The 24,215-nt window shown below is 69.9% G+C and carries 19 protein-coding genes, 1 tRNA gene and 1 pseudogene; 8 read left to right on the top strand and 13 right to left on the bottom strand.

Going from position 1 to position 24,215, the window contains the following annotated elements; translation table 11 throughout:
- Nucleotides 1-42 precede the first annotated feature (42 nt).
- Genes AB0C75_RS32195 through AB0C75_RS32185 form a run of 3 tightly spaced genes read left to right on the top strand, consistent with a single transcriptional unit; the run spans nt 43 to nt 2,992 of the window.
- Nucleotides 43-810 (top strand): (Fe-S)-binding protein, encoded by a 768-nt coding sequence (locus tag AB0C75_RS32195; protein ID WP_362895458.1) that lies wholly within the window; start codon nt 43-45, stop codon nt 808-810.
- The gene (locus tag AB0C75_RS32190) at nt 807-2,360 is read left to right on the top strand and encodes a lactate utilization protein B (protein WP_362895456.1); all 1,554 of its coding nucleotides are present in this window, start codon (nt 807-809) and stop codon (nt 2,358-2,360) included. Before AB0C75_RS32195 ends, AB0C75_RS32190 begins: the two co-directional genes overlap by 4 nt.
- Nucleotides 2,357-2,992 carry an LUD domain-containing protein gene (locus AB0C75_RS32185; RefSeq protein ID WP_362895454.1) on the top strand — a complete coding sequence of 212 codons (636 nt, stop codon included), beginning with the start codon at nt 2,357-2,359 and terminating at the stop codon, nt 2,990-2,992. Before AB0C75_RS32190 ends, AB0C75_RS32185 begins: the two co-directional genes overlap by 4 nt.
- 192 nt (nt 2,993-3,184) lie before the next feature.
- On the opposite strand, the gene AB0C75_RS32180 is transcribed toward AB0C75_RS32185, so the two are convergent.
- The 6 genes from AB0C75_RS32180 to AB0C75_RS32155 form a co-directional block, all read right to left on the bottom strand.
- Nucleotides 3,185-5,080, bottom strand: coding sequence for a DUF2264 domain-containing protein (locus AB0C75_RS32180; RefSeq protein WP_362895452.1), 1,896 nt, complete (start codon nt 5,078-5,080; stop codon nt 3,185-3,187).
- Nucleotides 5,077-6,105 (bottom strand): hydroxyacid dehydrogenase, encoded by a 1,029-nt coding sequence (locus AB0C75_RS32175; protein ID WP_362895450.1) that lies wholly within the window; start codon nt 6,103-6,105, stop codon nt 5,077-5,079. Before AB0C75_RS32175 ends, AB0C75_RS32180 begins: the two co-directional genes overlap by 4 nt.
- Nucleotides 6,106-6,157: 52 nt before the next feature.
- Nucleotides 6,158-7,033 carry a carbohydrate ABC transporter permease gene (locus AB0C75_RS32170; RefSeq protein WP_362895448.1) on the bottom strand — a complete coding sequence of 292 codons (876 nt, stop codon included), beginning with the start codon at nt 7,031-7,033 and terminating at the stop codon, nt 6,158-6,160.
- On the bottom strand, nt 7,030-8,031 hold the full coding sequence (locus tag AB0C75_RS32165) for a sugar ABC transporter permease (protein ID WP_362895447.1): 1,002 nt from the start codon (nt 8,029-8,031) through the stop codon (nt 7,030-7,032). Before AB0C75_RS32165 ends, AB0C75_RS32170 begins: the two co-directional genes overlap by 4 nt.
- Nucleotides 8,032-8,075: 44 nt before the next feature.
- A complete protein-coding gene (locus AB0C75_RS32160; RefSeq protein ID WP_362895445.1) occupies nt 8,076-9,443 on the bottom strand; it encodes an extracellular solute-binding protein in 1,368 nt (455 codons plus the stop codon).
- A 102-nt stretch (nt 9,444-9,545) separates the two neighbouring features.
- Nucleotides 9,546-10,667, bottom strand: coding sequence for a substrate-binding domain-containing protein (locus AB0C75_RS32155; RefSeq protein WP_362895443.1), 1,122 nt, complete (start codon nt 10,665-10,667; stop codon nt 9,546-9,548).
- Between the two features lie 143 nt (nt 10,668-10,810).
- On the opposite strand from AB0C75_RS32155, the gene AB0C75_RS32150 reads away from it, so the two are divergent.
- On the top strand, nt 10,811-11,602 hold the full coding sequence (locus AB0C75_RS32150; protein WP_362895441.1) for a sulfite exporter TauE/SafE family protein: 792 nt from the start codon (nt 10,811-10,813) through the stop codon (nt 11,600-11,602).
- Nucleotides 11,603-11,642: 40 nt separating this feature from the next.
- On the opposite strand, the gene AB0C75_RS32145 is transcribed toward AB0C75_RS32150, so the two are convergent.
- The gene (locus tag AB0C75_RS32145) at nt 11,643-12,044 is read right to left on the bottom strand and encodes a hypothetical protein (RefSeq protein ID WP_362895439.1); all 402 of its coding nucleotides are present in this window, start codon (nt 12,042-12,044) and stop codon (nt 11,643-11,645) included.
- A gap of 60 nt (nt 12,045-12,104) precedes the next feature.
- A complete protein-coding gene (locus AB0C75_RS32140; protein WP_362895437.1) occupies nt 12,105-12,677 on the bottom strand; it encodes a DUF309 domain-containing protein in 573 nt (190 codons plus the stop codon).
- 106 nt (nt 12,678-12,783) lie between these two features.
- Here AB0C75_RS32140 and AB0C75_RS32135 point away from each other — a divergent pair, with 106 nt between their 5' ends.
- Both AB0C75_RS32135 and AB0C75_RS32130 read left to right on the top strand, forming a co-directional pair.
- The gene (locus AB0C75_RS32135; protein WP_362895436.1) at nt 12,784-15,438 is read left to right on the top strand and encodes an AAA family ATPase; all 2,655 of its coding nucleotides are present in this window, start codon (nt 12,784-12,786) and stop codon (nt 15,436-15,438) included.
- Nucleotides 15,439-15,487: 49 nt separating this feature from the next.
- Nucleotides 15,488-15,561: transfer RNA gene (locus AB0C75_RS32130), tRNA-Pro, on the top strand.
- 144 nt (nt 15,562-15,705) lie between these two features.
- Here AB0C75_RS32130 and AB0C75_RS32125 read toward each other — a convergent pair.
- Nucleotides 15,706-16,096: pseudogene (locus AB0C75_RS32125) on the bottom strand (site-specific integrase); the annotation flags it as partial.
- A gap of 186 nt (nt 16,097-16,282) precedes the next feature.
- Here AB0C75_RS32125 and AB0C75_RS32120 point away from each other — a divergent pair.
- Nucleotides 16,283-17,377 carry a hypothetical protein gene (locus tag AB0C75_RS32120; protein ID WP_362895434.1) on the top strand — a complete coding sequence of 365 codons (1,095 nt, stop codon included), beginning with the start codon at nt 16,283-16,285 and terminating at the stop codon, nt 17,375-17,377.
- 29 nt (nt 17,378-17,406) lie between these two features.
- On the opposite strand, the gene AB0C75_RS32115 is transcribed toward AB0C75_RS32120, so the two are convergent.
- Nucleotides 17,407-17,838, bottom strand: coding sequence for a peptidoglycan-binding domain-containing protein (locus AB0C75_RS32115; RefSeq protein ID WP_362895432.1), 432 nt, complete (start codon nt 17,836-17,838; stop codon nt 17,407-17,409).
- Nucleotides 17,839-18,162: 324 nt separating this feature from the next.
- Between AB0C75_RS32115 and AB0C75_RS32110 the strand changes: the two genes are divergently transcribed.
- Nucleotides 18,163-19,140: a helix-turn-helix domain-containing protein gene (locus tag AB0C75_RS32110; RefSeq protein WP_362895430.1), complete on the top strand. Its 978-nt coding sequence runs from the start codon at nt 18,163-18,165 to the stop codon at nt 19,138-19,140.
- Nucleotides 19,141-19,414: 274 nt separating this feature from the next.
- On the opposite strand, the gene AB0C75_RS32105 is transcribed toward AB0C75_RS32110, so the two are convergent.
- Genes AB0C75_RS32105 through AB0C75_RS32095 form a run of 3 tightly spaced genes read right to left on the bottom strand, consistent with a single transcriptional unit; the run spans nt 19,415 to nt 24,215 of the window.
- Nucleotides 19,415-21,121 carry an ABC transporter family substrate-binding protein gene (locus AB0C75_RS32105; RefSeq protein ID WP_362895428.1) on the bottom strand — a complete coding sequence of 569 codons (1,707 nt, stop codon included), beginning with the start codon at nt 21,119-21,121 and terminating at the stop codon, nt 19,415-19,417.
- Nucleotides 21,122-21,135: 14 nt separating this feature from the next.
- Entirely contained in the window at nt 21,136-23,262 is a 2,127-nt protein-coding gene (locus tag AB0C75_RS32100) for an ABC transporter ATP-binding protein (protein WP_362895426.1), read from the bottom strand.
- Complete coding sequence (locus AB0C75_RS32095) at nt 23,259-24,215, bottom strand: ABC transporter permease (protein ID WP_362895424.1); 957 nt, start codon at nt 24,213-24,215, stop codon at nt 23,259-23,261. The genes AB0C75_RS32100 and AB0C75_RS32095 overlap by 4 nt, the downstream gene beginning before the upstream one ends.

Here is a 24,215-nt window from a genome sequence, read left to right as displayed (position 1 = left end):
CGAGGCTAGTATGGTCGGACCATAAGCAACCGGGGAGGCCCCATGCGTATCGGACTCTTCGCCACCTGTCTGGGAGACACGCTCTTCCCGGAGGCGGTGAAATCCACCGCGGTGCTGCTGGCCCGCCTGGGCCACGACGTGGTCTTCCCGCCGGACCAGACCTGCTGCGGCCAGATGCACGTCAACACCGGCTACCAGCGCGAACCCGTTCCGCTGGTGCGGAACTTCGCCGAGCAGTTCGGCGACGCCTCGATCGACGCCGTCGTCATGCCGTCAGGGTCCTGTGCGGGATCGGTCCGCCATCAGCACGAGATCGTCGCCGAGCGGTACGGCGACGCCGCGCTGCGCGCCGGGGTCGCCACCGTCAAGGCCAAGACGTACGAGCTCTCCGAGCTGCTGGTCGACGTCCTCGGTGTCACCCAGGTCGGCGCGTACTTCCCGCACCGTGTCACCTACCACCCCACCTGCCACTCCCTGCGGATGCTGCGCGTCGGTGACAAGCCGCTGCGGCTGCTGCGCGCCGTCGAGGGGATCGACCTCGTGGAACTGCCCGAGGCGGACTCCTGCTGCGGCTTCGGCGGTACCTTCGCCGTGAAGAACGCCGAGACCTCCACCGCGATGCTCCAGGACAAGATGCGTAACATCTCGGACACCGGGGCCGATGTGTGCTCCGCCGGTGACTCCTCCTGTCTGATGCACATCGGCGGCGGGCTCTCCCGGATCAAGTCCGGTACGCGCACCCTGCATCTCGCCCAGATCCTCGGATCCACCCGCACCGCGCCGTACGCCCTGATGGAGGCCGCCCGATGAGCACGTTCCTCGGCATGCCCGCCGCCCCGCCCCGTTCCCCGTACGGAACCGGGAACCTGCGGGGGGAGCGCAAGTTCCCCGAGGCCGCCCACGACGAGCTGCGCAACGAGCAACTGCGCCGCAACCTCGGGCGGGCCACCCGCACCATCCGTGCCAAGCGCATCGACGTCACCGGCGAACTCCCTGACTGGGAACCGCTGCGGGACGCAGGTTCCGCCATCAAGACCGACACCATGAACCACCTGCCCGAGCTGCTGGAACAGCTCGAGGAGAAGGTCACCGAGCGCGGCGGCACCGTCCACTGGGCGCGCGACGGCGTCGAGGCCAACGAGATCGTCACCCGGCTGATCAAGGCCACCGGCAGCAGTGACGTCATCAAGGTCAAGTCGATGGCCACGCAGGAGATCGGCCTCAACGAACATCTCGAAGCGGAAGGCATCACCCCGCACGAGACCGACCTGGCCGAGCTCATCGTGCAGTTGGCCGACGACAAGCCCTCGCACATCCTCGTGCCCGCGATCCACCGCAACCGCGACGAGATCCGGCAGATCTTCCTCGACGAGATCCCCGACATCGACCCGGACCTCGACAACGTGCCCGCGCACCTGGCCGCCGCGGCCCGTGCCTATCTGCGCGAGAAGTTCATGACCACCAAGGTGGCGGTCTCGGGAGCCAACTTCGGCATCGCGGAGACCGGCACCCTCACCGTGGTCGAGTCGGAGGGCAACGGCCGGATGTGCCTGACGCTGCCCGACACCCTCATCACCGTGATGGGCATCGAGAAGGTCCTGCCGCGCTATCAGGACCTGGAGGTCTTCCTCCAGTTGCTGCCCCGCTCATCGACCGGCGAGCGGATGAACCCGTACACCTCGATGTGGACCGGTGTGACTCCGGGCGACGGGCCGCAGGACTTCCATCTGGTCCTCCTCGACAACGGCCGCACCGCCGCGCTCGCCGACACGATCGGCCGCGAGGCGCTGAACTGCATCCGCTGCTCGGCCTGTCTCAACGTCTGCCCCGTGTACGAACGGGCCGGCGGGCACGCGTACGGATCGACGTACCCCGGGCCGATCGGCGCGGTGCTCACCCCGCAGCTCGCCGGGATGGACGCGGCCAAGGGCGACCCCAACAGCTCGCTGCCCTACGCCTCCAGCCTCTGCGGCGCCTGCTTCGACGCCTGCCCCGTGAAGATCGACATCCCCTCGATGCTCGTCGAACTCCGACACCAGCACACCGAACAGTCCGGAACCACGGCGGAGAAGCTCGCCATGAAGGCCGCCGCCACCGTGATGAAGTCGCCCAGGATCTACACAGCCGCGCAGAAGGCCGCATCCCTCAGCCGCTCCGTCGGTGTCGGTGGACGCGACCGCACCATCTCGCATCTGCCCGCACCGTTCGACGGCTGGAGCGACAGCCGCGACACCGCCGCCCCGCCCAAGCAGTCCTTCCGCTCCTGGCTGGCCTCGGACGAGGGCCGGTCCACCATGCGCGAAGCCTCGACGCAGGGCGCTGCCCGGCGCGCCGACGACCAGCAGGAGGAGGAGCAGTGACGACCACCGCACGCGACACGGTGCTGGGCAGGATCAGGGACGCCCTGGCCCTCGCGCCCACCCCCGGCGGCGAGATCCCCCGCGACTACCGCACGGGCCGTACCCTTCCGGACGATGAACTCCTCACGCTCCTGACCGACCGGCTCGTCGACTACAAGGCCGAGGTCAAGACCTGCACCCGGGACCGCACGGCCGAGGTGGTCGCCGGGATCCTGCGGGAGCGCGGCGCCCGGCGGATCGGGGTTCCGGACGGTCTGGACGAGCAGTGGCTCACCGCCTACGACGGCGAGGTCCAGCGGGACTCCGCGGACATCCCCGCACCCGGCCTCGACGCGCTGGACGGTGTGGTGACGGCCTCCGCCGTCAGTTGCGCGGAGACCGGCACGATCTTCCTGGACGGATCGCCCGACCAGGGCAGGCGCGCGCTGTCCCTCGTCCCCGACCTGCATGTGTGTGTCGTCGACCTGTCCTCGGTCGCGGCGGGCGTCCCGGAGGCCGTCGCACGGCTGGTGCCGGAGAGGCCGACGACGTTGATCAGCGGGCCTTCGGCCACGTCCGACATCGAACTGGAGCGGGTGGAAGGCGTCCACGGCCCCCGGACCCTCGCCGTGGTGATCCGTACCGACGCCTGATCCCGGCCTTCAGTCGTCGGCGAGGCCGCGTTCGTACGGCGTCCCGGTGCGCCTCGCAGGTGCTCACGATCTTCCGGCGCCGGTCCGTCTCCGACTCGCGCCGCGCCAGGACGCCGTTCGCGTCCGAACCGGAGGCGCACCTCGACATCGAGGACGGGAGCTGATCCCCGCGCCGGCCGGACAGGGCGGGGATCAGGACGCGTGAGTGACCTCCAGCGGCGCGAAGCCGACAAGGGTCGTCGCACCGTCCTCGGCCCAGCGCACCGCGACACGCTCCGCGTTCACATCCACCGCGCTCACCGCGGCGTCGAGCGGCCCGGAGTCCGCATCGGCGGTGAGCGAGGCCAGCGCCACCAGCACCTCGGTCCCTTCCACGTCGGCGCCCAGCCGGGGCACAACCGCCCACCGGGTGAACGCCGTGCCCTGCGGGGCCCGTACGTCCTCCTGGTCCGGCCAGCCGTGCAGCCCGTGCAGCGCGGAACGCACCGGGCCCCCGGGGTCCGTCGCCCAGCCCGTCAGCTCGGCCCGCGCCCCGGCGGGCGCGCCCAGGATCCGGTGCACCCGTAGCTCGTACCTGCCCCGGACGACCGTGACGCTCTCCACCCGCAGCCCCGGCACCGTCGGCGCACCCCGGTCGAAGACCGGTGTGTGCCAGGACGCGGCCCATCCCCAGCCGTCCCCGTGTCCGGCGCCCAGCGGGTGGATCCGGACCCGGCTGCTGCGGGAGCCCGCGACCCGTACCGACAGATGGTTGTCCGGGGTGTTCGCCGACGCGGTGGGGCCAGTGGCTGTCGAATACGCCAGGCGTGCGTAGAGCGGGTCGGACAGATCCGCGGTCTCACCCTCGTGCGGCCTGATGTGGTCGCTGCCGTGGTTGTGCAGCCGTACGACGCCGTCCGCCCGCGTCGACTGCACCAGCAGTCCCGGCGACGGCAGCGAAAGCACCCGGTCCTGGCCCTCGCTCGGAGCGGGTTCCTCGTCCGCAGTCCAGAGCGGGTGCTCCGCCGGGGCGAGCAGGGCGACGAAGGCCTTCGACGCCCAGTAGGGCGACGAAGGACCGGAGTACTCCTGGAGCGTCGCGTCGTGCGGACCGTGCCAGCCCAGACTCAGCAGACCGTCGTCCCCGGCCGAACCGCGCTCCAGGAAGTACCGCAGCGAGCCGCTGATCAGCCGGCGCGAGACGCCAGGAGCCAGCGGGGTGTGCCCGGACACCGCGCCCATCCCGACGGCGGCGCCCGCCGCGAACCGATAGGTGAGGGACCTGCCGAAGTGCAGCGGAGCGCCGTCCGCGCCGAACATCAGCGAGAAGCTCTCCAGGTGCTCGCTCAGCCGCGCGCCGTGGAGCGCGGACAGCTCCCCGTCGCCCGACAGATACGCGTCGAGCACCGGATACAGGTGCAGCGCCCAGCCGTTGTAGTGGTCGAAGGCGCGCCCGTCCCCGTCGGCGTACCAGCCCTCACCGCGGTACCAGCCCTCCAGCAGGTCGAGCGCCCGCTGCCGGGCCCGGGCCGTCTCCGCGTCGCCCCGGCCGACCGACTCCAGGAATCCGGCGACGGAGAAGGGGAAGAGATACCAGTTGTTGGGCGCGGGGGTGTGCCGCAGGGCGCCGCGCAGCCACTCCTCCGCGCGGTCCTGCGTGGCGCCGTCCAGCCGGTCCCACAGCCAGGGGCGGGTCAGCCGCAGCCCGATCGCCACCGAGGCCGACTCCACCATCGGCTGGCCGAAGACGGTGTGATCCAGGATCAGCGGCCAGGACTCTGCGTCGTCCCGCCCGGGCGAGCGGGTCCCGGCGGTGAGCCCGTCGGCGTACCGCTCCAGCCAGTTGTGAGGATCCTTGCCCTCGGCGCCGGCGACCCGGAACGCGGCGGTGAGGAACGTACGGGCGTAGCCCTCCAGGCCGTCGGACCTGACCCCCGAGCGGGAGGGGCGGCCCGGCAGGTCGAGCAGGGCACGGCCGGGGGTGGCCCACTTCCATGCGGCGTCCAGCAGTCCGTCCGCCGCCGCCTCCCAGTGGGCCCTGGTGAAGCCGGTGTACGGACTCCGCGTGCGGTCGTCGGCGGGAAGCCGGAAAGGAGAAGGAGACGTCATGCGAGGAATGCCAGCCTTTCGCGTCGTACGGGATGGGCGAAGCCGTCACCCGCGGCCCAGCGGGCGACCTCGCCGACGGCCAGATCGGCCAGTCGGCGCAGCTCGTTGCCCTGGGAACCCGCGAGATGAGGAGTGATGGTCGCGTTGTCGCAGTCCCACAGCGGATGGCCGGCCGGCAGCGGGTCAGGATCGGTGACGTCGAGCACCGCACGGATCCGGTCCGCCCGCAGGACGTCGGTCAGGGCGTCCTGATCGACGACGGCGCCCCGGGAGGTGTTGATCAGCACGGCGTCGGGCCGCATCGAGTCCAGGAGCTCGCGGCTGACAAGACCCGTGGTCCGCGGCAGCAGCGGGGTGTGGACACTGACGACGTCGCTGCCCGCGAACAGGCCGGCCAGGGTGACGGGGCGGACGCCGAGCCCGGCGGCCTCCTCGTCGGAGACGTAGGGGTCGTGGAGGAGCACTCCCAGGTCGTACGGCCGGAGCAGCTCGATCACCCGCCGGCCGATCAGGGAGGCGGACAGAATGCCCACCGTGCGGCCGTAGTTGCCCACATGGTGCGGAGTGGTGAGCCAGGCGTCGCGCACACGGCCGGCCCTGAAGTCCCGGGCGCGCTCCAGGACTTGCTTGCCGGACAGCAGGATCATCGCGACGGTGTACTCGGCGACCGGCAGCGCGTTGGCCGCAGCGGCCGACGACACCTCGATGCCCCTGTCCCAGCAGGCGTCGGTGACATGGCCGCGTACCGAGCCCGCCGTGTGGACGACGGCCCGCAGCGCGGGTGCGGCGGCCAGGACACCCGCGTCGATCGGCGGGCAGCCCCAGCCGGTGATCAGGACCTCCGTGTCCGTGAGTACGGCCCGCGCCTCCTCGGCCGTGAAGTCGTCGATCGCGGGCAGCGGCGTGAGGTCACAGACCTCGGCCAGCGCCGCCAAGGAGCCGGGGGAGAGCACCGCGGCTGCGGCGTCCGCTCCCATGGCGAGCGCGGCGCGCGGCCTGCGGTGTGCGGGGGAAGTGCTGGGCATGTTTCTCCTGTGCGGTGGTCCGGGCCGCGGTGGTCCGGGTGGGGCGGCGCGGCTACTTGACGGATCCCGCCGTCAGCCCGGACCGCCAGAAACGCTGGAGCAGGGCGAAGGCGAGGATCAGGGGCAGCACCGCGAGCAGCGAGCCCATGATGACGACGGGAAAGTACTCGGGCGATACGGACGCGGCGCTGTTCCACGTGTACAGGCCAAGACTGACCGGATACAGATCCTGGTCCGAGAGCATCACCATGGGCAGGAAGAAGTTGTTCCAGATGGCAGTGAGCTGGAAGAGGAACACGGTGACCAGCCCGGGCCCCAGCATGCGCAGCGCCACCCGGAAGTAGGCGGCCAGTTCACCCGCGCCGTCCATCCGTGCGGCCTCCAGGACCTCGTCGGGCACGTACCCCTGGCTGAAGATCCGGCCGAGATAGACACCGAACGGATTGAACAGGACGGGGATGAACACCGCCCAGAAGGTGTTGACGAGACCGGCGCCGGACGCCATCAGGTAGAGCGGCAGGGCGAGCACGGTCTGCGGCACCATGACGGCGGCCAGCACCAGGCCGAACAGCTTCTCCTTGTGGGCGAACCGGTACTTGTCGAAGGCGTAGCCGCAGGCGACGCTGATCAACGCGCCCAGGGCCGCGCCGAGCACGGCGTACAGCAGGCTGTTGCCGTACCAGCGGCCGTAGAGACCGCCGTCCATGGCGAAGAGGTCCTTCAGGTTCTGGACGAACGAGAAGTCGGTCAGGGACAGGATGTTGCTGCTGAACAGGGCGTCCCTGTTCTTGGCCGAGGCGAGCACCAGCCACAGCACCGGCAGCAGCGTGTACAGCACCGAGACGAGGACCACCAGATTGACGACCGAGCGCCCGAGGAGCCGGGGGCGCAGGGGCGAGGCGGTGCGGGTTGCGGTCGACGCACTCATCGGGCGCCCTCCTCGGCGGCGTTCGCGCGGTTGGTCCAGCGGGTGACGCCGAAGGAGAGGGCGATCGTGCACAGCAGCAGGATGACGGAAGCGGCCGCCGCCAGCCCGTAGTTGTTGCGGGTGAAGGCGGCGTCGTAGATGTACATGCTGGGTGAGAAGCGCGAGCTGATCATCGGGGTCGACTGGCTGAGCAGCATCGGCTCGGTGAAGAGCTGGAGCGCGAAGATGAGAGTGAACATCGCGACCATGACGATCGACGACCGCACCAGCGGCGCCTTGACCTGGAGGGCCGTGCGGACGGGCCCCGCACCGTCGACGACCGACGCCTCGATCACCTCGCGGGGGACCGCCTGGAGGGCCGCGTAGAACACGACCATGTTGTAGCCGAGGTTGCTCCACAGCGCGATGTTCACGATGGACGGGAGCACCATGTGCACCCCGAGGAAGTCCACGGTGAGATCGGCCCTGCCGAGCAGGTCGATGACCGGGCTGATCCCGGGGGTGTACAGGTACAGCCAGATCAGGGCCGCGATGATGCCCGGCACCGCGTGCGGCAGGAACAGGGCGAGCTGGACTGTGCCCCGCAGGCGGACCACTCCGGAATCCAGCAGCAGTGCCAGCGCGAGGGCGCCGATCACCATCAGCGGGATGTAGACCACGCAGTACAGGGCGACGGTGCCGAGACTGCTGAGGAAGGTCGGGTCCGTCAGTACGGCGGTGTAGTTGCGGAGCCCGGCGAAGACCGTCCGCTCGGGACCGAAGCCGAGCCCGGGCTGGTCGTCGCTGAAGAAGCTCAGACGGACGGCGGTGGCGGCCGGGATCAGGAAGACGGTCACCAGGAGGACGAAGAACGGGGCCATCAGGACGCCGCAGGCGCCGAGTTCACGCCGCCGGGCGGTCCTGCGGCCCGTCGGCGCCGTCGGGTTGGCGGCCGGGCTCTCCGGCGACGGCCGAGCGGGGGCGTCCGCGGTTACGGACACGGGGGTGGCGCTGGTCATGGGTGTCACCTGCCTCTGCTGCTGTGAGGGATACGGATCGCCGGTCAGGTGGAGCGCTGGGTGGTGGAGAGACCCAGCGCCTTCAGGTCCGGCATGGTGCCCTCCTGCGCGGCCCGGACCGCTCCGAGGATGGAGCCCTGGCCCCCGCTCGCCCGTGCCAGTCCGTCCTTCATGATCCTTCCGGTGGCCGTCATCCGGGGGCCCCAGGTCCAGCCCGGGCGGATCTTGTGAGCCTCCTGCTCGAAGAGGGTGTAGATGTCCTGCCCGCCGTAGTAGGCACGGTCGAAGGCCTTGCGGCCCACGTCCACGAGGCCCGGCGCTGCGGGGTACTGACTGCTTGCGCCGCTGGAGAGCCGGGCCCGCAGCGCGTCCGGATGCGAGACCTGCCACTCGATGAACTCCATCGCGGCCTCCGGGTGCGCGCAGTTCCTGGTCACCGCGAAGGTCGAGCCGCCATGGGTCCCGACACCGGGGTCGGCCGGGTCCCACTGGGGGGACGGCGCGATGGCCCACCGGCCCTTCTGCCCCGGCCTGGCCTTCATCTGGGCACCGGCGTCCCACGCGCCGCTGAACCGGCTGAGCACGAGGCCGTTGCCGATCTGGACATCGCTGTGCCGGCTCTCCACCGCGTTCATGAAGACCAGGTCCTGGTCGGTCAGCCGCTGCCAGTAGGCGGCCACGCGACGGGTGGGCGCATCGGCGAGCGAGACGTTCCACGCGCCGCCCGAGGTGTCGAACCACTTCGCCCCGGCCTGCCACGCGAACGCGGCGACATGGTTGTCGCCGTCCGTCGGGAACAGGGCCATCCGACGGTCATCGCTCCTGTCGCGTACGGTCCTTGCCGCCTCCTCGAAGTCGTCCCAGGTACGCGGGGCGGTCAGCCCGTACCGCTCGAAGAGGTCGGTGCGGTAGTGCAGCACCATCGGTTCCACGTCGAGCGGGACGCTGAACACCCGCTTCTCGAAGGTGGTCAGCTCGAGCGCCTGCGGCAGGAGCTTCGCCCGCAGCCCGTCTCCGACCAGGTCCGTGATGTCGCGGCAGACCCCGTCGATGGCGAAGCCCGGAACCTGGGGGTATTCGAGGGTGGCGACGTCCGGGGCGTTGCCGGCCCGTGCCGCGTTGCTGAGCTTGGCGTAACCGCCCTGCGCGCCCCCGGGGATCTGCTGGAAGTCGACCCGAATGGTGTCGTGGCCGCGGTTGAACGCGTCCACGACCTCCTGACTGCCCCGCAGGGCCGACCAGAAGGTGATGCGTGTCTTCCTGTTGTGCCCGCTGCTCACGGTCCTGCCGGTACTGCTCGTGCCGCCCGATCGTGCGTCTCCGCGACCACCTTCACAGGCGCTGAGCGCGCCCGTCAGAGGCAGTGCGGCGATCGTGGCGAGCACGGATCGACGGCTCTGTCGACCAGGCATGTGCGCCTCCCGCGGCTCCTGATTCGAGACACGGGGAATACTGATCGCCTGATCGATAGTGGTCAATAGATCGATCAAAGGAAGCTTGAAGTGTTCAAACGATCAGTTATCGGGGTGGGTCACCCTCCGCGTCGATCCGCGCACTTCGAGGCGGGGGAGCAGCTCCACCCGGCGCACCGGCCCAGTGGTGCCGGCCGGGTGCGCCAGCCGGTGCAGGAGCAACTCGGCCGCCGCCCGTCCGATCTCGGCCCTCGGCGGGGCGATCGCGGTGAGGGCGGTGCTGCCCAGTGCTGCCACGACGTCGTCGTACGCCACCACGGAGCAGTCCCGCGGCACCCGGACCCCGCTCTCCGCCAGCCGCTGGACCAGCATCAGCGCGTCCTCGTCGCCGTGCAGGACGGCGCCGGTCGCACCGCGCTCCCGCAGCAGCGCGGTGAGATCCGGGACAGGCTCCCGTGTGCCGGGCTCCCCAGGGCCCGCGTTGGGGGAGCTGAGCACCACGGTCCAGTCCTCCACCTCCGGCCGGGAAGCGGCGATCTCCGCGAACGCCGACCGTATGGAGCGGGCTGTCGGGCTGTCGTTCCTGGCGGCCAGGACGAGCCGGCGGTGGCCGAGGGTGATGAGGTGGTCCACGGCCAGATGGATCCCGTACCAGTGGTCGGAGCAGACCGAGTCCAGGGCGTGCAGAGCGCTGCCGGGCCGGGGCCGCCGCTCCATCAGGACTGTCGGCACCCCCACCTCGGAGAGCCAGTCGTAATCCGCCTCCTCGCCGGCGGCGCTTCGCCACCGGGGGGCGATCAGCAGGCCGCGTGCACCGGCCGCCAGCGCCCGCGCCACCTGCGGCCGTTCGGCCCCGGCCGCCTGCGGGGCGATGTGCAGGGTGATCCGCGCGCCGGCCTCCTCGAGCGCTGTCCTGGCGCCGTGCAGGGTCTCGTAGAGGTACGAGTGCCGCTCCGGGACGACCAGGGCGATCGCGGCCCCGTCGCCCGCCGGCTGCCCGGTCCGGGCAGCCGGCACCGTCATGGTCGGCACGTCGTCCGCCACCGGCCGGACCACCCCGTGCCCGCGCCGCAGCATCCCCGCCCTGGCCAGCTCCTCCACGTCCCGCCGCAGCGTGACCGCCGAGACGTCCAGCTCGGCGGCGAGCGAGCTCACCTTCACGGCGCCCCGCGCGTGCACCACCGCGAGAATGCGCTTGCGCCTCAGCTCCACCGGCTCCCGCATGCTGCCCCCTTGCCTACCGCTGTGCGATGTTCGTTTGAACGTTTGCCTGAGTGATCGCAGCATAGCGAGGGTGGATGTCCGCGCGGTCGGAGGATGGAACGATGATCCGCCGAAGTGAGCATGTGTCTACCATCTGATCCGGAATGGACACCATCACACTGTGGCAACTGGCCGCGCTCGCGGCGGCATCCCTGCTCGTCGGCTTCTCCAAGACCGCCGTCAGCGGTGCCAACACGATCAGCCTCGCGGTCTTCGCGGCCGTACTGCCGGCCCGCGAATCGACCGGAGTGCTGCTTCCGATCCTGATCGCGGGCGACACCATCGCCGTGCTGGTCTACCGGCGGCACGCGCACTGGCCCACGCTGCTGCGGCTCTTCCCCGCCGTCGCCGTGGGCGTGGTGGCGGGGGCCGTCTTCATGCTGTGGGCCGACGACGAGGCCGTGGCCCGCTCGATCGGGGCGATCCTGCTCTTCATGGCGGGCGTCACCCTCTGGCGCAGGCGCGCCCGGCCCCAGCCGGCCCCGGGCCCTGAGCCTGCCCCGGAAGGGGAGGGCGCGCAGGAGGAGCCGTCCCCGCCCGGCGGGCGTCTCAAGGCCCGGTCCTACGGGGTGCTCGGCGGCTTCACGACGATGGTGGCCAACGCGGGCGGCCCCGTCATGTCGCTCTACCTGCTCTCCGCGGGATTCCGGAAGCTCGGCTTCCTGGGGACGTCGGCCTGGTTCTTCCTGATCGTCAACACGTCCAAGGTGCCCTTCAGCGTGGGACTCGGCCTCATCGACGCGCGGTCGCTGATGCTGGACGCGGCCCTGGTGCTCTTCGTAGTCCCGGGTGCCTATCTCGGCCGCGCCTGCGTCGGCCGCATCAATCAGAAGCTCTTCGACCGGATCGTGATCGCGGCCACCGTGCTGGGCGGCCTCCAACTGCTGCTGCACTGAAGACCACCCGCGCGTGACCGGCCCGGCAGGCCCGGCCCGGTCACGGAATGAGGAGCCAGTCCGCGCCGACCGCCGCGATCAGTCCCACGCCCAGCAGCCAGCTGCCGAGCCTGGTACGCCCGTTCCTGCTGAGCTCGATCACCACACCGCACAGGATGAGCGCGAGCCCGTAGACCCCGACGACCAGAACCGACGAACGGCTGGCTATCCGCAGCGCCAGGACGAGGGCCATCACCGCCATGCCGATCGAGGAGAGAACGATCCGCAGCCGGCGCGCCTGACGCGGCGTGAGTCTTCCCCCCGGGGCGGGGGCCTCCGGCGTGGCGGTCGCCGACGCCGTGGTCTCCGGCGTCGCCGCAGGGTTCCCACCCGGCTCCTGGTCCTGCTCGTGCCGGTGGTCTTCGTCCTGGCTCTGGTCCTGGTCCTGGTCAGAAGTGCTCATGAGGCGGGATCGTAATGGCTGTGCACCGTCATGTTCGCCGGACCCGGGGATCCGGGGCGTTCATCCACCGGCCTGCCCCGGATCCCCGGGTCCGGCGAACCCCCGACGCAGCCGCGGTGCCTCCGCGGCCGCGTCCACGGTCCGCGTGCGCCCGGCAGCTCCGCCCGACCCGGTGCCCGCCTCCGCGTCCTTCGGCCCGGGGGCGTCGACCCGGTCCGCCAGCTCCCGCGCCCAGCTGATCAGCCCGTCCACACCGATCCCGTGCGGATCCGACGCCCCGAACCCGTCCACGGCCGCGGCGCCCCGCCTCAACAGCCGCGCCCCGCCCGCCGTGTTGCCCCGAGCCGCATGGGTCAGCCCGACCGCCATCTGCGCGAGGCCCCGCCACAGCTCGCTCTCCTCGTCGGGACCCGACTTCCAGGCGTCCTCGAACACCTCGTGGGCGTGGAACGGCATCCCGGCGTCCAGCAGCCGCTGGGCCTCGCGCACCGTCTCGCCGGGGGAGCGGACCACGCCCTCGGGTTGCCGTTCCACCCCGGGAGCGCCGTACGGCAGGGGGCGTCCCAGCCCGTCCCGGGGGCGCGCGTTGCGCGCCCGTCCTTCCTCGTCGCGGTCCCTGCGAGATTCGTCCACCCCCCGATTGTGCCTCGCACCTGCGAAGAACCGCAGTAACCCTGTCCTGCCGCACCCGCGCACCGTTAGGCTCTGTGCTCTCGCAACCACCCTGGGAAGGGGAGGCATGAAGCCGTCCCGGCCGTTGTACGAGCGCGAACCGGAACTCGCCGCAGCCACACAGGCGCTGGACGCCCTCTGCGGCGCACAGGCCGCCGGAGGTCTGCTGGTCTTCAGCGGCGAGGCCGGTATCGGCAAGACCGCGTTGCTCGGCGAGATACAGGCCATGGCCGCCGACCGCTGCACCGTCTGGTCCGCCCGGGGCGGCGAGACGGTCACCTCGGTGCCTTTCCACGTCGTGCGCCAACTGCTCCAGCCCGCGCTGGTCCGGCTCCCCGCCGACGAGACCCGCGCCCTGTTCGGCGACTGGTTCGACATCGCCGCGCCCGCTCTGGGCCTCGCGGATCCCAGCGGCCCGCAGCCCGACCCGCAGGGTGTCAGGGACGGCCTCGACCACGTCGTGTCCCGGCTCGCGTCCCGCCTCAGCCACCGTCCGCTGCTGCTCATAGTGGACGACGCGCACTGGGCGGACGGCGAATCCCTCGCCTGGCTCGCCGGTTTCACCGCGCGCCTTTCCGAACTGCCCGTCCTGGTCGTGCAGGCGCACCGCCCCCAGGAGCTCGCCGACCGCGACGCCGACTGGGCCATCGCCCGTGCCCCGGAGCGCAGCACCCCCGGACATCCGGCGCTGACCCGCGTGGCGTTACGCGCGCTCACCCCGGATGCCACGGCCGACCTCGTCCGCGCCGGCCTGGGCGACCACGCGGACGACCCCTTCTGCCGTGAGGTCTGGGCCGTCACCGGAGGCAACCCGTACGAAGCGGTCGAACTCGTCGCCAAGGCGCAGGACCGCGAGCTCGCACCGGTCGAGGAATCCGCCGGCCTGCTGCGGGAACTCGGAGCCTCGGCCCGGGGCAGCGGACTCGTCGCCCGCCTCGAACGCCTGGGCACCAACGCCAACCGCTTCGCCTGGGCGGCGGCCGTGCTCGGCACCGAGATCTCCCAGGAACTCGCCGCGACACTCGCCGGAATGAGCTCGGCGGAGGCCGCCGACTGCACGGCGCGGCTGCGCGACGCCCGTATCGTCAGCGGCTTCGACCCGCTGGAATTCGTCCACCCGCTCATCGCCACCGCCGTCTACCGCTCCATCCCGCCGGCGACCCGAACCGCCATGCACGGACGCGCGGCCTGGGCGATCACCCAGGCAGGACTCGGGTCGGCGGCGGCCTCGCGCCATCTGCTCGAAGTGCACCCGGACGACGACCAGGAGCTCGTCGCACAGCTGCGCGAAGCGGCCAGGCAGCACCTCGCGGTCGGCGCCCCCGAAGCGGCGAGACGCTGTCTCGAACGCGCCCTGGACGAGCCGCCGCGCCCCCACGACCGAGCGGCGCTCCAGTACGAACTGGGCTGCGCCACACTGCTCTCCTCGCCTGCCACCACCGTGCAGCACCTGCGGGCCGCGCTCGACACGCCCGGTCTCGACCCGACGCTCCGGATCGACGCCACCTTCCGGCTGGCCTCCGCCCTGTCCCACAACAACCAGCTCAAGGACGCGGCGCTCTCGCTGGCGGCCGAGGCGTCGCGAACCGCCCCCGGCCCGGGCCTGATGCGCCTCCAGGCCGCGCACTTCCTGTGGGAGGGCATGCAGGCCACCGAGGACGACGGGCCCGCACGGTCGGCCCGTCTCGCCCGCAACGCGGACCACCTCAAGGGCCGGGACAACGCGGAGCGCGCCCTGCTCACCCTGCGGGCCTTCGACGCGATGCTCCGAGGCGAGAACGCCCAACTGGTGGTGGACCTGTGCGAGCGCGCGCTCGTCGACGGGCGTCCCGCGCGCGGGCTCGGCTGGACCGACTCCGAGTGGGGCTTCGAACTCCCCGCGATGGCGGGCATCACCTACGCCTTCACCGACCAGCTCGACCGGGCCGAAACCCTCTTCGGCGAGGCCGTGCGCGCCTTCGAGATCTCCGGCTGGAGCGGCGCGCACCTCGCCTTCGCGCACACCCTTCTGGGCCTCGTGCACCGACGGCGCGGCCGTCTCGCCGAGGCCGAGGGCTTCCTGCGCGAAGGACTGCGCCTCGCCGACCGGGCCGGCAGTGGACTGCCCGTCCACTGGGACGCCACCTGTCTCCTCGTCGACACCCTGCTCGCCCGCGGCCGTACCGCGGAGGCCAGACTGGTCGCCGACCGCTACGGCTTCGGCCCGCCCTACCCCAGCGCGATGGTCCTGCCGGACGCCCCGTGCGTACGCGGACGGCTGCTGCTGGCGGAGGGGCGCGCGCAGGAGGCCGTGGCCGAGCTGGAGTCGGCGGGAGCGTCCCTGGGGCCACGGGGCCGGTTCAACGGTGTCTGGGCGCCCTGGGCAGGGGACCTCGCCCGCGCGCTCGCGGGCACCGACCCGGTCAGGGCCGCCCAACTGGCCACCAGGGCGCGCGTACACGCGGAACGCTTCGGCACGGACACGGCGATCGGTGAGGCCCTGCGCTGCGTCGCCCTGTTCGTACCCGATGAGGAGTCCACCCACCTGCTGGCCGAGTCCGTACGCCATCTCGAGGCATCCTCGTCCGCCTACGAGCACGCCGGTGCCCGCCTGGAGTACGGCACCGCGATCCGCTCCCGCCGGGAGGTCGCCAGGGCCGAGAGGCTCGCCACCGCCTGCGGTGCCGAAGGGCTGGCGACCCGCGCCCAGCAGGTAGGCGCGTCGATCCGGTCCTCGGAGTGAGGTAATGTTTGTCCTGCGCGGCCGCCCGGGAGACCGGGAGGAAACGCATCGGGACGTGGCGCAGCTTGGTAGCGCACTTGACTGGGGGTCAAGGGGTCGCAGGTTCAAATCCTGTCGTCCCGACTGGAGACAGTCGCAGGTCAGGGCCGGTTTCGGAGCAATCCGAAACCGGCCCTTGATCATTTCTGGGGACCGGTTGGGGGCCAGCTGGAGGTTGGGCGTCCTTGACCGGGTCAGCGGGTCATGACGATGGGGCTCGGCAGTGAGCGTGGTGGTCAGTGAACCGTGGCCGGCGATTCTGCGGAGGACGTGCACTTGGACCCCGGCGGGTCGGCGAACCAGGTCAGTCCCGTGTGTCGGAGGTCGTGGCGGCGCAGATGCTCGTAGCCCGAGCTTGGTGACCACGGATGCGCTGGGCGACGAGGGGGCGGATCTCCTCGACGATAGGAACCTTGCGGGCCCACTTGCCCTTGGTGCCCTGGTCGGTCATCCCGCCGGGCGCGGGTGTGGTCTGACGCCGCACGGTCCAGATCCACTGGGTGGTGTCGATGTCTCCGACGCGGCAGCCTGAAATCTCCCCGATCCATGCGGCGGTGCACGCGTCGAAGATGACCACGTCTCCCCAGCCGCGGTACTCGTCGTGGGAGGCGGCCACGAGTGGCGGGTAGCGCCCGGCGGACCACGGAGCCGACCGAGAACGTCAAGTGGCAGGATGACCGGCAGCCGACCCAACCGCCGGTTGCCACACGGGCGTTGACCGCCACCGGGTGGCGGGCGACGGAACCGTGGCGCGGGGGACGGAGTTGTCCGACCGACCGTGATTCGTTCAGTAAAGGACTCAGTCATGATCCGCCTCATACGTGTCCGGCTCGGCGTCGCCGGGCTCGCCCTCGCCGCCGCAGCCGCTCTGCTGACGGTCGCACCTGTCCCGCAGGCCGAAGCCGCCGAGACGGTCGGTGTCGTCGAATACGACCTCGGCGACACCGCGTTCACCGACGCGCCGGAGTGGGAGGGGGCAGCTGAGGTCCGGGCCGTCGTCCACTATCCGCGTACGATCACCGGCAGTCTGCCGGTGATCGTGCTGCTGCACGGGCAGCAGCTCGCTTGCCACTCCGCCAACGAGGGGGACTGGGACAGCTGGCCGTGTCCGGCCGGCGTCGATCCCTACCCGAGCCACCGGGGCTACGACTACCTGGCGGACGCGTTGGCCCGGGACGGCTTCGTGGTGGTGTCGCCGAGCGCGAACGGCGTCAACCACTTCATGGGCGTCGCACCGCAGCGCGCACGCCTGGTGGACCGGCACCTGGAGCTCCTGAAGGAGTTCACCACGACCGGCGGCGGCCCGCTCGCCGGCCACTTCACCGACGTGCGGACCGGCCGTCCGGCGGCGGTCGACCTGAGGGGCCGTCTCGACATGAGCCGCGTCGGCACGATGGGGCACTCCGTGGGCGGCGAGGGAGTCATGTACCAGGCCGCCGACGCCAACCGCGACGAACTGCCGCAGGGCGTACGGATCCGCGGCGTGGTCTCGGTCGCCTCGCCGGGACCGAGCAGCTTCTACGACACCCTCGTGACGAAGGCGCCGCTCGCGGTGATATCCGCCGGGTGCTGGTCGCTGGGCGGGGAGACGTACTACGAGGACGCCCGCGGCCACGCGGGGGCGGAAGGCTTCCGGCTCCGGGTGACCAAGGGCAACCACAACTACTACAACACGGAGTGGACCACCGGCCCGGGACCGACCGACGGCGACGACACGGAGTGCCCGGACACGGCCGGCCGGCCGAGCGCGGAGCAGCAGCAGAGCCTCGCGGTCACCTACCTGCGGGCGTTCTACGCGTACACGCTGAAGAACGACCGGTCCGGGCTACCGGTTCTGACCGGCGCCAGGACGTTCCCCGGCATCGAGACGCAGGCGGAGAGCTTCCGACAGGAACGCTGAGCGGTGTGACGCCGAGGACCGCGGGGTCCTCAGCGGCAGTCGTACTTCGCGCCGGTCTCGTTGCTGTAGCGGGCCCACTTCATGGCCGAAGTCTCGCGGCCGTAGATGCCGTCGATCTTTGCGCCGATCCTGCCCTGGACGTATCGAACAGCGCTCCTGGTGTCCTTTCCGTAGACGCCGTCAACTGCGAGGTTCCGGCCGTAGCAGTTGTTCAGGTTCTTCTGCAGGGCTCTGACCCCGGCGCCGGTGTGCCCGTACTGCAGATAGCAGTACAGCGAATTGTTCGCGACGTTGTAGGGGAATACGTAGTGCAGACCGGACGACCCGTTCTTGGACGTGTAGGACCCCGTGCACACGCCGTCCGCCGCGTGGGCCGGGGCAGCGGTGACGACCCCTGCCAACAGACCCGCCAGCATGGTCCCCGTCGCGAGAAACGCCTTGCTCCCACCTGTCTTGCGCATGCCTGCTACTTCCTTCCAAGAAGCGAAATCACACATGTGTCCACCACGGCCCGTCGCCTCCGGCACTCCGGGCCCACTCACGGAGCATAGGGAAATGGCGGATCTCGGACTGTGTCATTCGTGCTGGGCACTGTGCCGGTGGTGCACCGCTCCGGCGGTACCTGGGAGAGTCCACGCGTGCCCGGCAAGGCCCCGTTGCGGAGCAGGAGCGGATCCGGCCACACTGCTGTCGGGAACCGCTGACGGCGAGAGGCGAGTTGTGACGGTACGGGCCGAGGTACTGCGGGGGCGGTTCCACAACCGGCACAGACGGAGGTCTGCCTCATGAGCCCGGTCCTGGACACCACGCTCATCGCGCCGCAGGACCGGGAGGAAGCGGTCCGGCACGCGGTGTGGGAATCCGTGGTGGCGGTCGACATCGACCATGGTCCTCCCGCCGAGGACTTGTCCGTTCGTATAGGACTCGGCGCCGTTGGGCCCCTCACGATCTGCTCGGCGCGAGCGACGGCGGTCACGATCCGTCGGACTGAGCGACTGGCCCGGAAGGACGAGGAGCCAGCCGTCTTCCTCGGCCTCCAGGTGAGCGGCACAAGTCTGGTGGCACAGAACGGCCGTGAGTGTGTGCTGAGGCCGGGAGAATTCGCCGTCTACGAATCGATCAAGCCCTACACGCTGCTCTTCGACAAGGGAGTCGACCACCACTTCCTGCGGTTCCCCCGCGCGGCGCTCGCGCTCCCCGACCGGCTCCTACGAGAGACCTCCACGCTCGGCCTGGGATCCGGCGACCCCTTGTCTCGTCTCGCCTTCACCTACTTCTCCCAGCTGGCCGCCAGCGACGCGTTGCACCAGGGTGCCCGCACCGGCGCCGTCTTCGAACCGAGCGTGGAGCTGCTCCGTGCCGTCCTGACGTCCCAGTACAACAACTCCAGCCTGGTCAAAGAACCGTTGGAGGCCACGCTCAGCCTGCGCATCACTCAGTACGTCCGAGAACATCTGGCCGACCCGGACCTGTCGCCGGCACGGATCGCCGCCGCACAGAACATCTCCGTACGCCACCTCTACGCGGTGCTGTCGAGGTCGGGAATCAGCCTCGGAGACTGGATCCGTGCACGCCGCCTGGCCGAATGCAGGCGCGAGCTGGCCGACCCCAGCAGGCCGTCGCGGGCCATCGCGGCGGTAGGCCGGAGGTGGGGCTTCGTGAACGCGAGCCACTTCAGCAAGGTGTTCAAGCAGGCATACGGAGTCACGCCTCGCGATTGGCGCGACGGGAGCCGCCCCCCTGGTTCCGCCGGCGCCGTCTGACGCCGGCCCGCTCAGAGGTACCGGACCTCGGAGCACCCCGAGCGGCTGGCCGTGCTGGAGTCACGACAGAGCTGAAGCACGACGAAGCCCCGACCGGTGACTTCCACCGAGCCGGGGCTTCGTCGTCTCACGCAGGTCTCACAGACTGTTTCGGTGAGACAAGGCCTTCGATCGTTTTCAGGGGCATCGTCTCAGCATGTGGGGCCCGTGCATCGGACCAGGCCGGGGACCCCGCCCCGCATTCAAGATGCGACGGAGCCCCCGGCCGTGCGGCCTACTTCTTCTGCCAGCCGATCAGCTCGGGCGGCCCCGTGACGCCGTAGTTGCCGTAGAACTGGGCTGCCCCGTAGTTGGCGAGGCCCTTCTTGACGGCCCAGATGGTGGGGCCGTTGTGGGTCGGCATGATGCCGTAGGTCTTCATGGCCTTCACCTCCGCCTTGTTGCCGGCGTCCAGTTGCTCGTCCAGGGTCGGCAGGTTGGTGACGGCCTTGGTCTCCTTGTCCATGCTCTCGGGCACCGAGCGGGAGACGTTGAGCGTGGAGTCGGAGCAGAAATTCTGGCAGATGTAGAGCATTCCGTTCGGGTCGCTCGAAATGAAGCCCATCCCGAATATGTCGAAGGCGCGCTCGGTGAACACCTTGTTGAAGTCGGCGGAGGGGTGCGCCTTGATGTCCAGCTTGACGCCGATGTTCTTCATCATCTGGGCGAGGGCCGTGGCACTGGCTTTGATGGTGGACCTGTCACCGATGGTGGGAAAGGTCAGTTCCAGCTTCTGTCCGCCCTTGGCGCGCACACCGTCCGAACCGGCCTTCCAGCCCGCGGCGTCCAGATCCTTGTTCGCCGTGTCGGCACTGAACTTCACGAGCTTGCCGAAGTTGTCCTGGTACCCCTTCTGGAAGGGGAAGAGAGCAAGAGATCCAGGCAGGGGCTCGGTGTAGCCGAGCCCCTGGAACTTGATCTTCGCGAGCAGAGAACGGTCGATTCCCTCCATCAGCGCCTTGCGCACCGCCGGGTCCTTCAACTGCGGTGAGGTGCTGTTGAAGACCAGGAGGTTGTTGGAGGTGGTCGTGCCGCGGCGAAGATCGGTCCCCTTCACCGACTTGACCTGGTTGAGCTGCTCGGCCTCCTTCACCTCCGTCGCGTCGATCTGGCCGTTCTTGAAGGCGTTGATCGAGGCGCTCTCCTCCATCTGTACATAGGTGAACTCGTCCAGATGCGGCTTGGCACCCCACCACTTGGGATTGGGCTTGTAGGAGACGGTGCCGCCCTTGGCGTCGAACTTGGAGATGGTGTACGGCCCGGCACCCCACTCCGCGTGCGGGTTGCTCACATAGGCCTTGTTGAAGGCGTCGGCCTTGGCGATGTGTGGGCTGATGACCGAGTAGAAGAGCGACTTCCAGTACACGAACGAGCCGTCGTAGGTGACGATCGCCTGCTTGGCGTCCTTGCCCTTCTTGACCGAGGTAATGCTGGAGTAGCCATCGCTGGAGCTGACGACGTACTCCTTGTCCTTCCCGTTGACCGCGCTCCAGGTGTCCCGGAACGCCGTCCAGTCGATGTCCTGGCCGTCGTTCCACTTGGCCTTCGGATTGATGTCGTAGGTGACCTGGGTGTTGCCGTCCACCGTCGTCTGCTTGACGTCGGTGAGGTAGTCCTTGTTGAAGGTGACGTTGCCCTTGGGGTCGTTGAAGGACAGCTGGGGCTGGTAGAACCAGGTGATCTTCGTCGTGTACAGCGACCCGTTGCCGTTGAGGGGGTTCAGCTGATCGGGAATCTCCACGATGGGAAGCGTCATCTTGCCCCCCTGCTTCAGGTTGCTCGCAGCCTGGGGATTGTACGAGGTCAGCACCTCGTTCGCCGAGGTGGCGCCCTTGGACTTCTCCTGCCCGGAGTCGTCGTCGGTGTCACTACCGCTGCACCCGGAAAGTACGAGGGACGCGGTGGCGGCGATCGCCAACCCGCTCAGGTGGATTCTTCTCATGACGGCCTTCCAGCTCAGTTGTCGACAAACGTGGTCGTGCCCGCGAAATGGCACGCGTCGCGGTGGTCCCGGTCCCCCCTCCCCGTGAGTTGCGGAGTGACCCCGCGGCACTGTTCCTTCTGCGGGTCGGTCAGCGTCAAGTGGAGCGGGCACCTGGTCACGAACCGGCAACCCGGCTGATCGTCGGTCGGACTGGGAAGGTCGCCCTTGAGAAGGACCCGTTCCCGAGTGCGTTCCGCGACCGGATCGGGCAGCGGGATCGCGGAGAGGAGCGACTGGGTGTAGGGGTGCCTGGGATCGTCGAAGACGGAGTCGATGGTGCCGGTCTCGACGATCCGGCCGAGGTACATCACCGCCACCCGGTCGGAGATGTGGCGCACCACCGACAGGTCGTGGGCGACGAAGAGGTAGGACAGGCCCAGCTTGGCCTTGAGGTCGTTGAGCAGGTTGATGACACCGGCCTGCACCGAGACGTCGAGAGCCGAGACCGGCTCGTCGAGAACCAGCAGCTGCGGCTTCGTGGCGAGCGCCCGGGCGATACCGATGCGCTGCCGCTGCCCGCCCGAGAAGGCTGCGGGGAAGCGGTCGCGGTGCTCGGAGTCGAGTCCCACCAGCTCCATGAGCTCCGTCACCTGGGTGCTGAGGGTCTTCTTGTCGCGCTCACCGACCGCGCGGAGGGGTTCGGCGAGGATGTCGTAGACCGTCATGCGGGGGTCCAGCGCCCCCATGGGGTCCTGGAACACCATCTGGATGTTGCGCCGGACGGAGCTGATGTCCTGCTTCCGCTTCAGGTCCGCCGTGTCCCGGCCGCAGACGGCGATGCTGCCCCGCTCGGGCGGCTTCAGCTCCATGATCTCCAGCAGGGTGGTGGTCTTTCCGCACCCCGACTCGCCGACGAGCCCGAGCGTCTCGCCCTCGCGGATGTCCAGGTCGATGCCGTTGACGGCGAAGACCGTGCCCACCTTGCGCTTGAGCAGGCCGCCCTTGGTGAGCGGGAAGGTCTTGGTGACATCGATCAGTTCCAGGACCTTCGGCCGGTCCTCTCGGGGGACCTGCGTACCCCCGTGCTCCCTGTCGGCCGGGACGGGGTAGACCGGCTCGCCGCCGATGGCGCCGTCGTCGACTTCCGTGGCACGCCGGCACGCGGTCGAGTGCTCATCGGCGGTGCCGGCCTCGGCGATCGCCAAGAGGGGTGGTTCGGCCTCCCGGCAGGCGTCCTGTACGACGGGGCAACGGTCCGCGAAGGGGCAGGCGTCGGGAAGGTCCACCAGGAGCGGTGGAGTACCCGGGACCGGGGTGAGCGCCTGCCTGGCACGGTCGTCCAGGCGGGGGATCGCACCCATCAGGCCGATGGTGTACGGCATGCGGGGCCGCGAGAAGAGCTCGTCCACCCTGGCACGCTCGACCGGGCGGCCGGCGTACATCACCATGACGTCGTCGGCGGATCCGGCCACCACCCCGAGGTCGTGGGTGATCAGGATGACCGCGGCCCCGGTCTCACGCTGGGCCGTCTTGAGGACATCGAGGATCTGCGCCTGCACGGTGACGTCGAGAGCGGTCGTCGGCTCGTCGGCGATGATCAGGTCGGGGTCGTTCGCGATGGCCATGGCGATGACGGCCCGCTGCCGCATGCCGCCCGAGAACTCGTGCGGGAATCCCTTGGCGCGGCGATCGGGGTTGGGGATGCCGACCAGGTCCAGCAGTTCTACGGCTCGTTTCCAAGCGACCGAGGTTGAGATGTCCTGGTGGGTCTGGAGAGACTCGACGATCTGGGCTCCGATGCTGAAGATCGGAGTGAGCGACGAGAGCGGGTCCTGGAAGATCATGCCGATGTGCCGGCCGCGGACCTTCGACATCCGACGGTCGTCGAGGTCGAGGAGGTTCTTCCCGCCGAGCGTGATTTCTCCGGTGACCGAGGCGTAGTCGGGGAGCAGCCCCATGACGGCCATGGACGTGACGGACTTGCCCGACCCCGACTCGCCCACGATGCCCAGGGTCCTGCCGCGGTGCAGGTCGAAGGAGACACCGCGCACGGCGTCCACTCGGCCCGCTTCCGACGGGAAGGCCACTTTCAGGTCGCGCACGGACAGCAGGGCCTGCTGGGCGCCGGGCTCGGTCGTGACAGCGCGCTGCTCGATCATGCGCGGCCTCCAGACTGCGATGTGGGATCCAGGGCGTCGCGCAGACCGTCACCGATGAGCGCCATCGCCACGGTGAGCAGCACCACCATGGCTGCGGGCAGGTAGAACAGCCAGGGGGCGGTGGACAGCGTGTTCTGCCCGTCGGCGAGCATGGAACCGAGCGATACGTCGGGCTGCTTGACGCCGAAACCGATGAAGGAGAGCGCCGTCTCGGCCTGCACGGTCGCGGCGACACCGAGGGTGAACGTCACGATCAGCAAGGACCCGATGTTGGGTACCAGGTGGCGGACGATGGTGCGTATCGGGCTGACGCCCATGAAGCGGGCCGCCGTCACGTACTCGCGCTCCCGCAGGGAGGTGGCCAGGGACCAGATCACCCTGGCTGTGAGCATCCAGCCGAACAGCGTGAGGACGACCACCAGAACCTGCCACTCACCGCGGTAGTGCGTACCGACCAGGGCGATGATGAGGAACGAGGGCAGGATGAGCAGGAAGTGCACGAGACCGAGCATCGCCCGCTCGATTTTGCCGCCGAAGTAGGCGGCAGTGGTACCGAACAGTCCGGCTATGGCGGTGGTCAGCAGCGACACCGTCACGGCGATGATCAGTGATCTGCCGAGGCCGTGCACGAGCTGGGCGTAGACGTCGTTGCCCGCGCCGTTGGTACCCAGCAGATGGCCGCCGACCCCGGGGGAGACGGTGAGTGCGGTGAAGTCCGCCTCCGTGTGGTCCCAGTGGGTCAGATACCGGCCGAACAGCGAGAAGAACACGAGGAGGGCAAAGAGGATCAGACCGCCCAGCGCCGCCTTGTTGCGAGCGAAGCGCCGTATGTAGAGCCTGGACGGGGAGAGGCGCTTGCCACTGGGGCCGGTCTTCCCCGGTTCTCCTGCTGCAGCCTCCTCGGGGTGCGCCTCTTCGGCGGCGGGCCCGATGCCGGGCATGTTGATTGCCAT

It is taken from the genome of Streptomyces sp. NPDC048565 (assembly GCF_040650935.1).
GTDB lineage: Bacteria > Actinomycetota > Actinomycetes > Streptomycetales > Streptomycetaceae > Streptomyces.
Note: the sequence above shows the minus strand (reverse complement) of the source record. Positions and strands in the feature narration are given on the sequence as shown.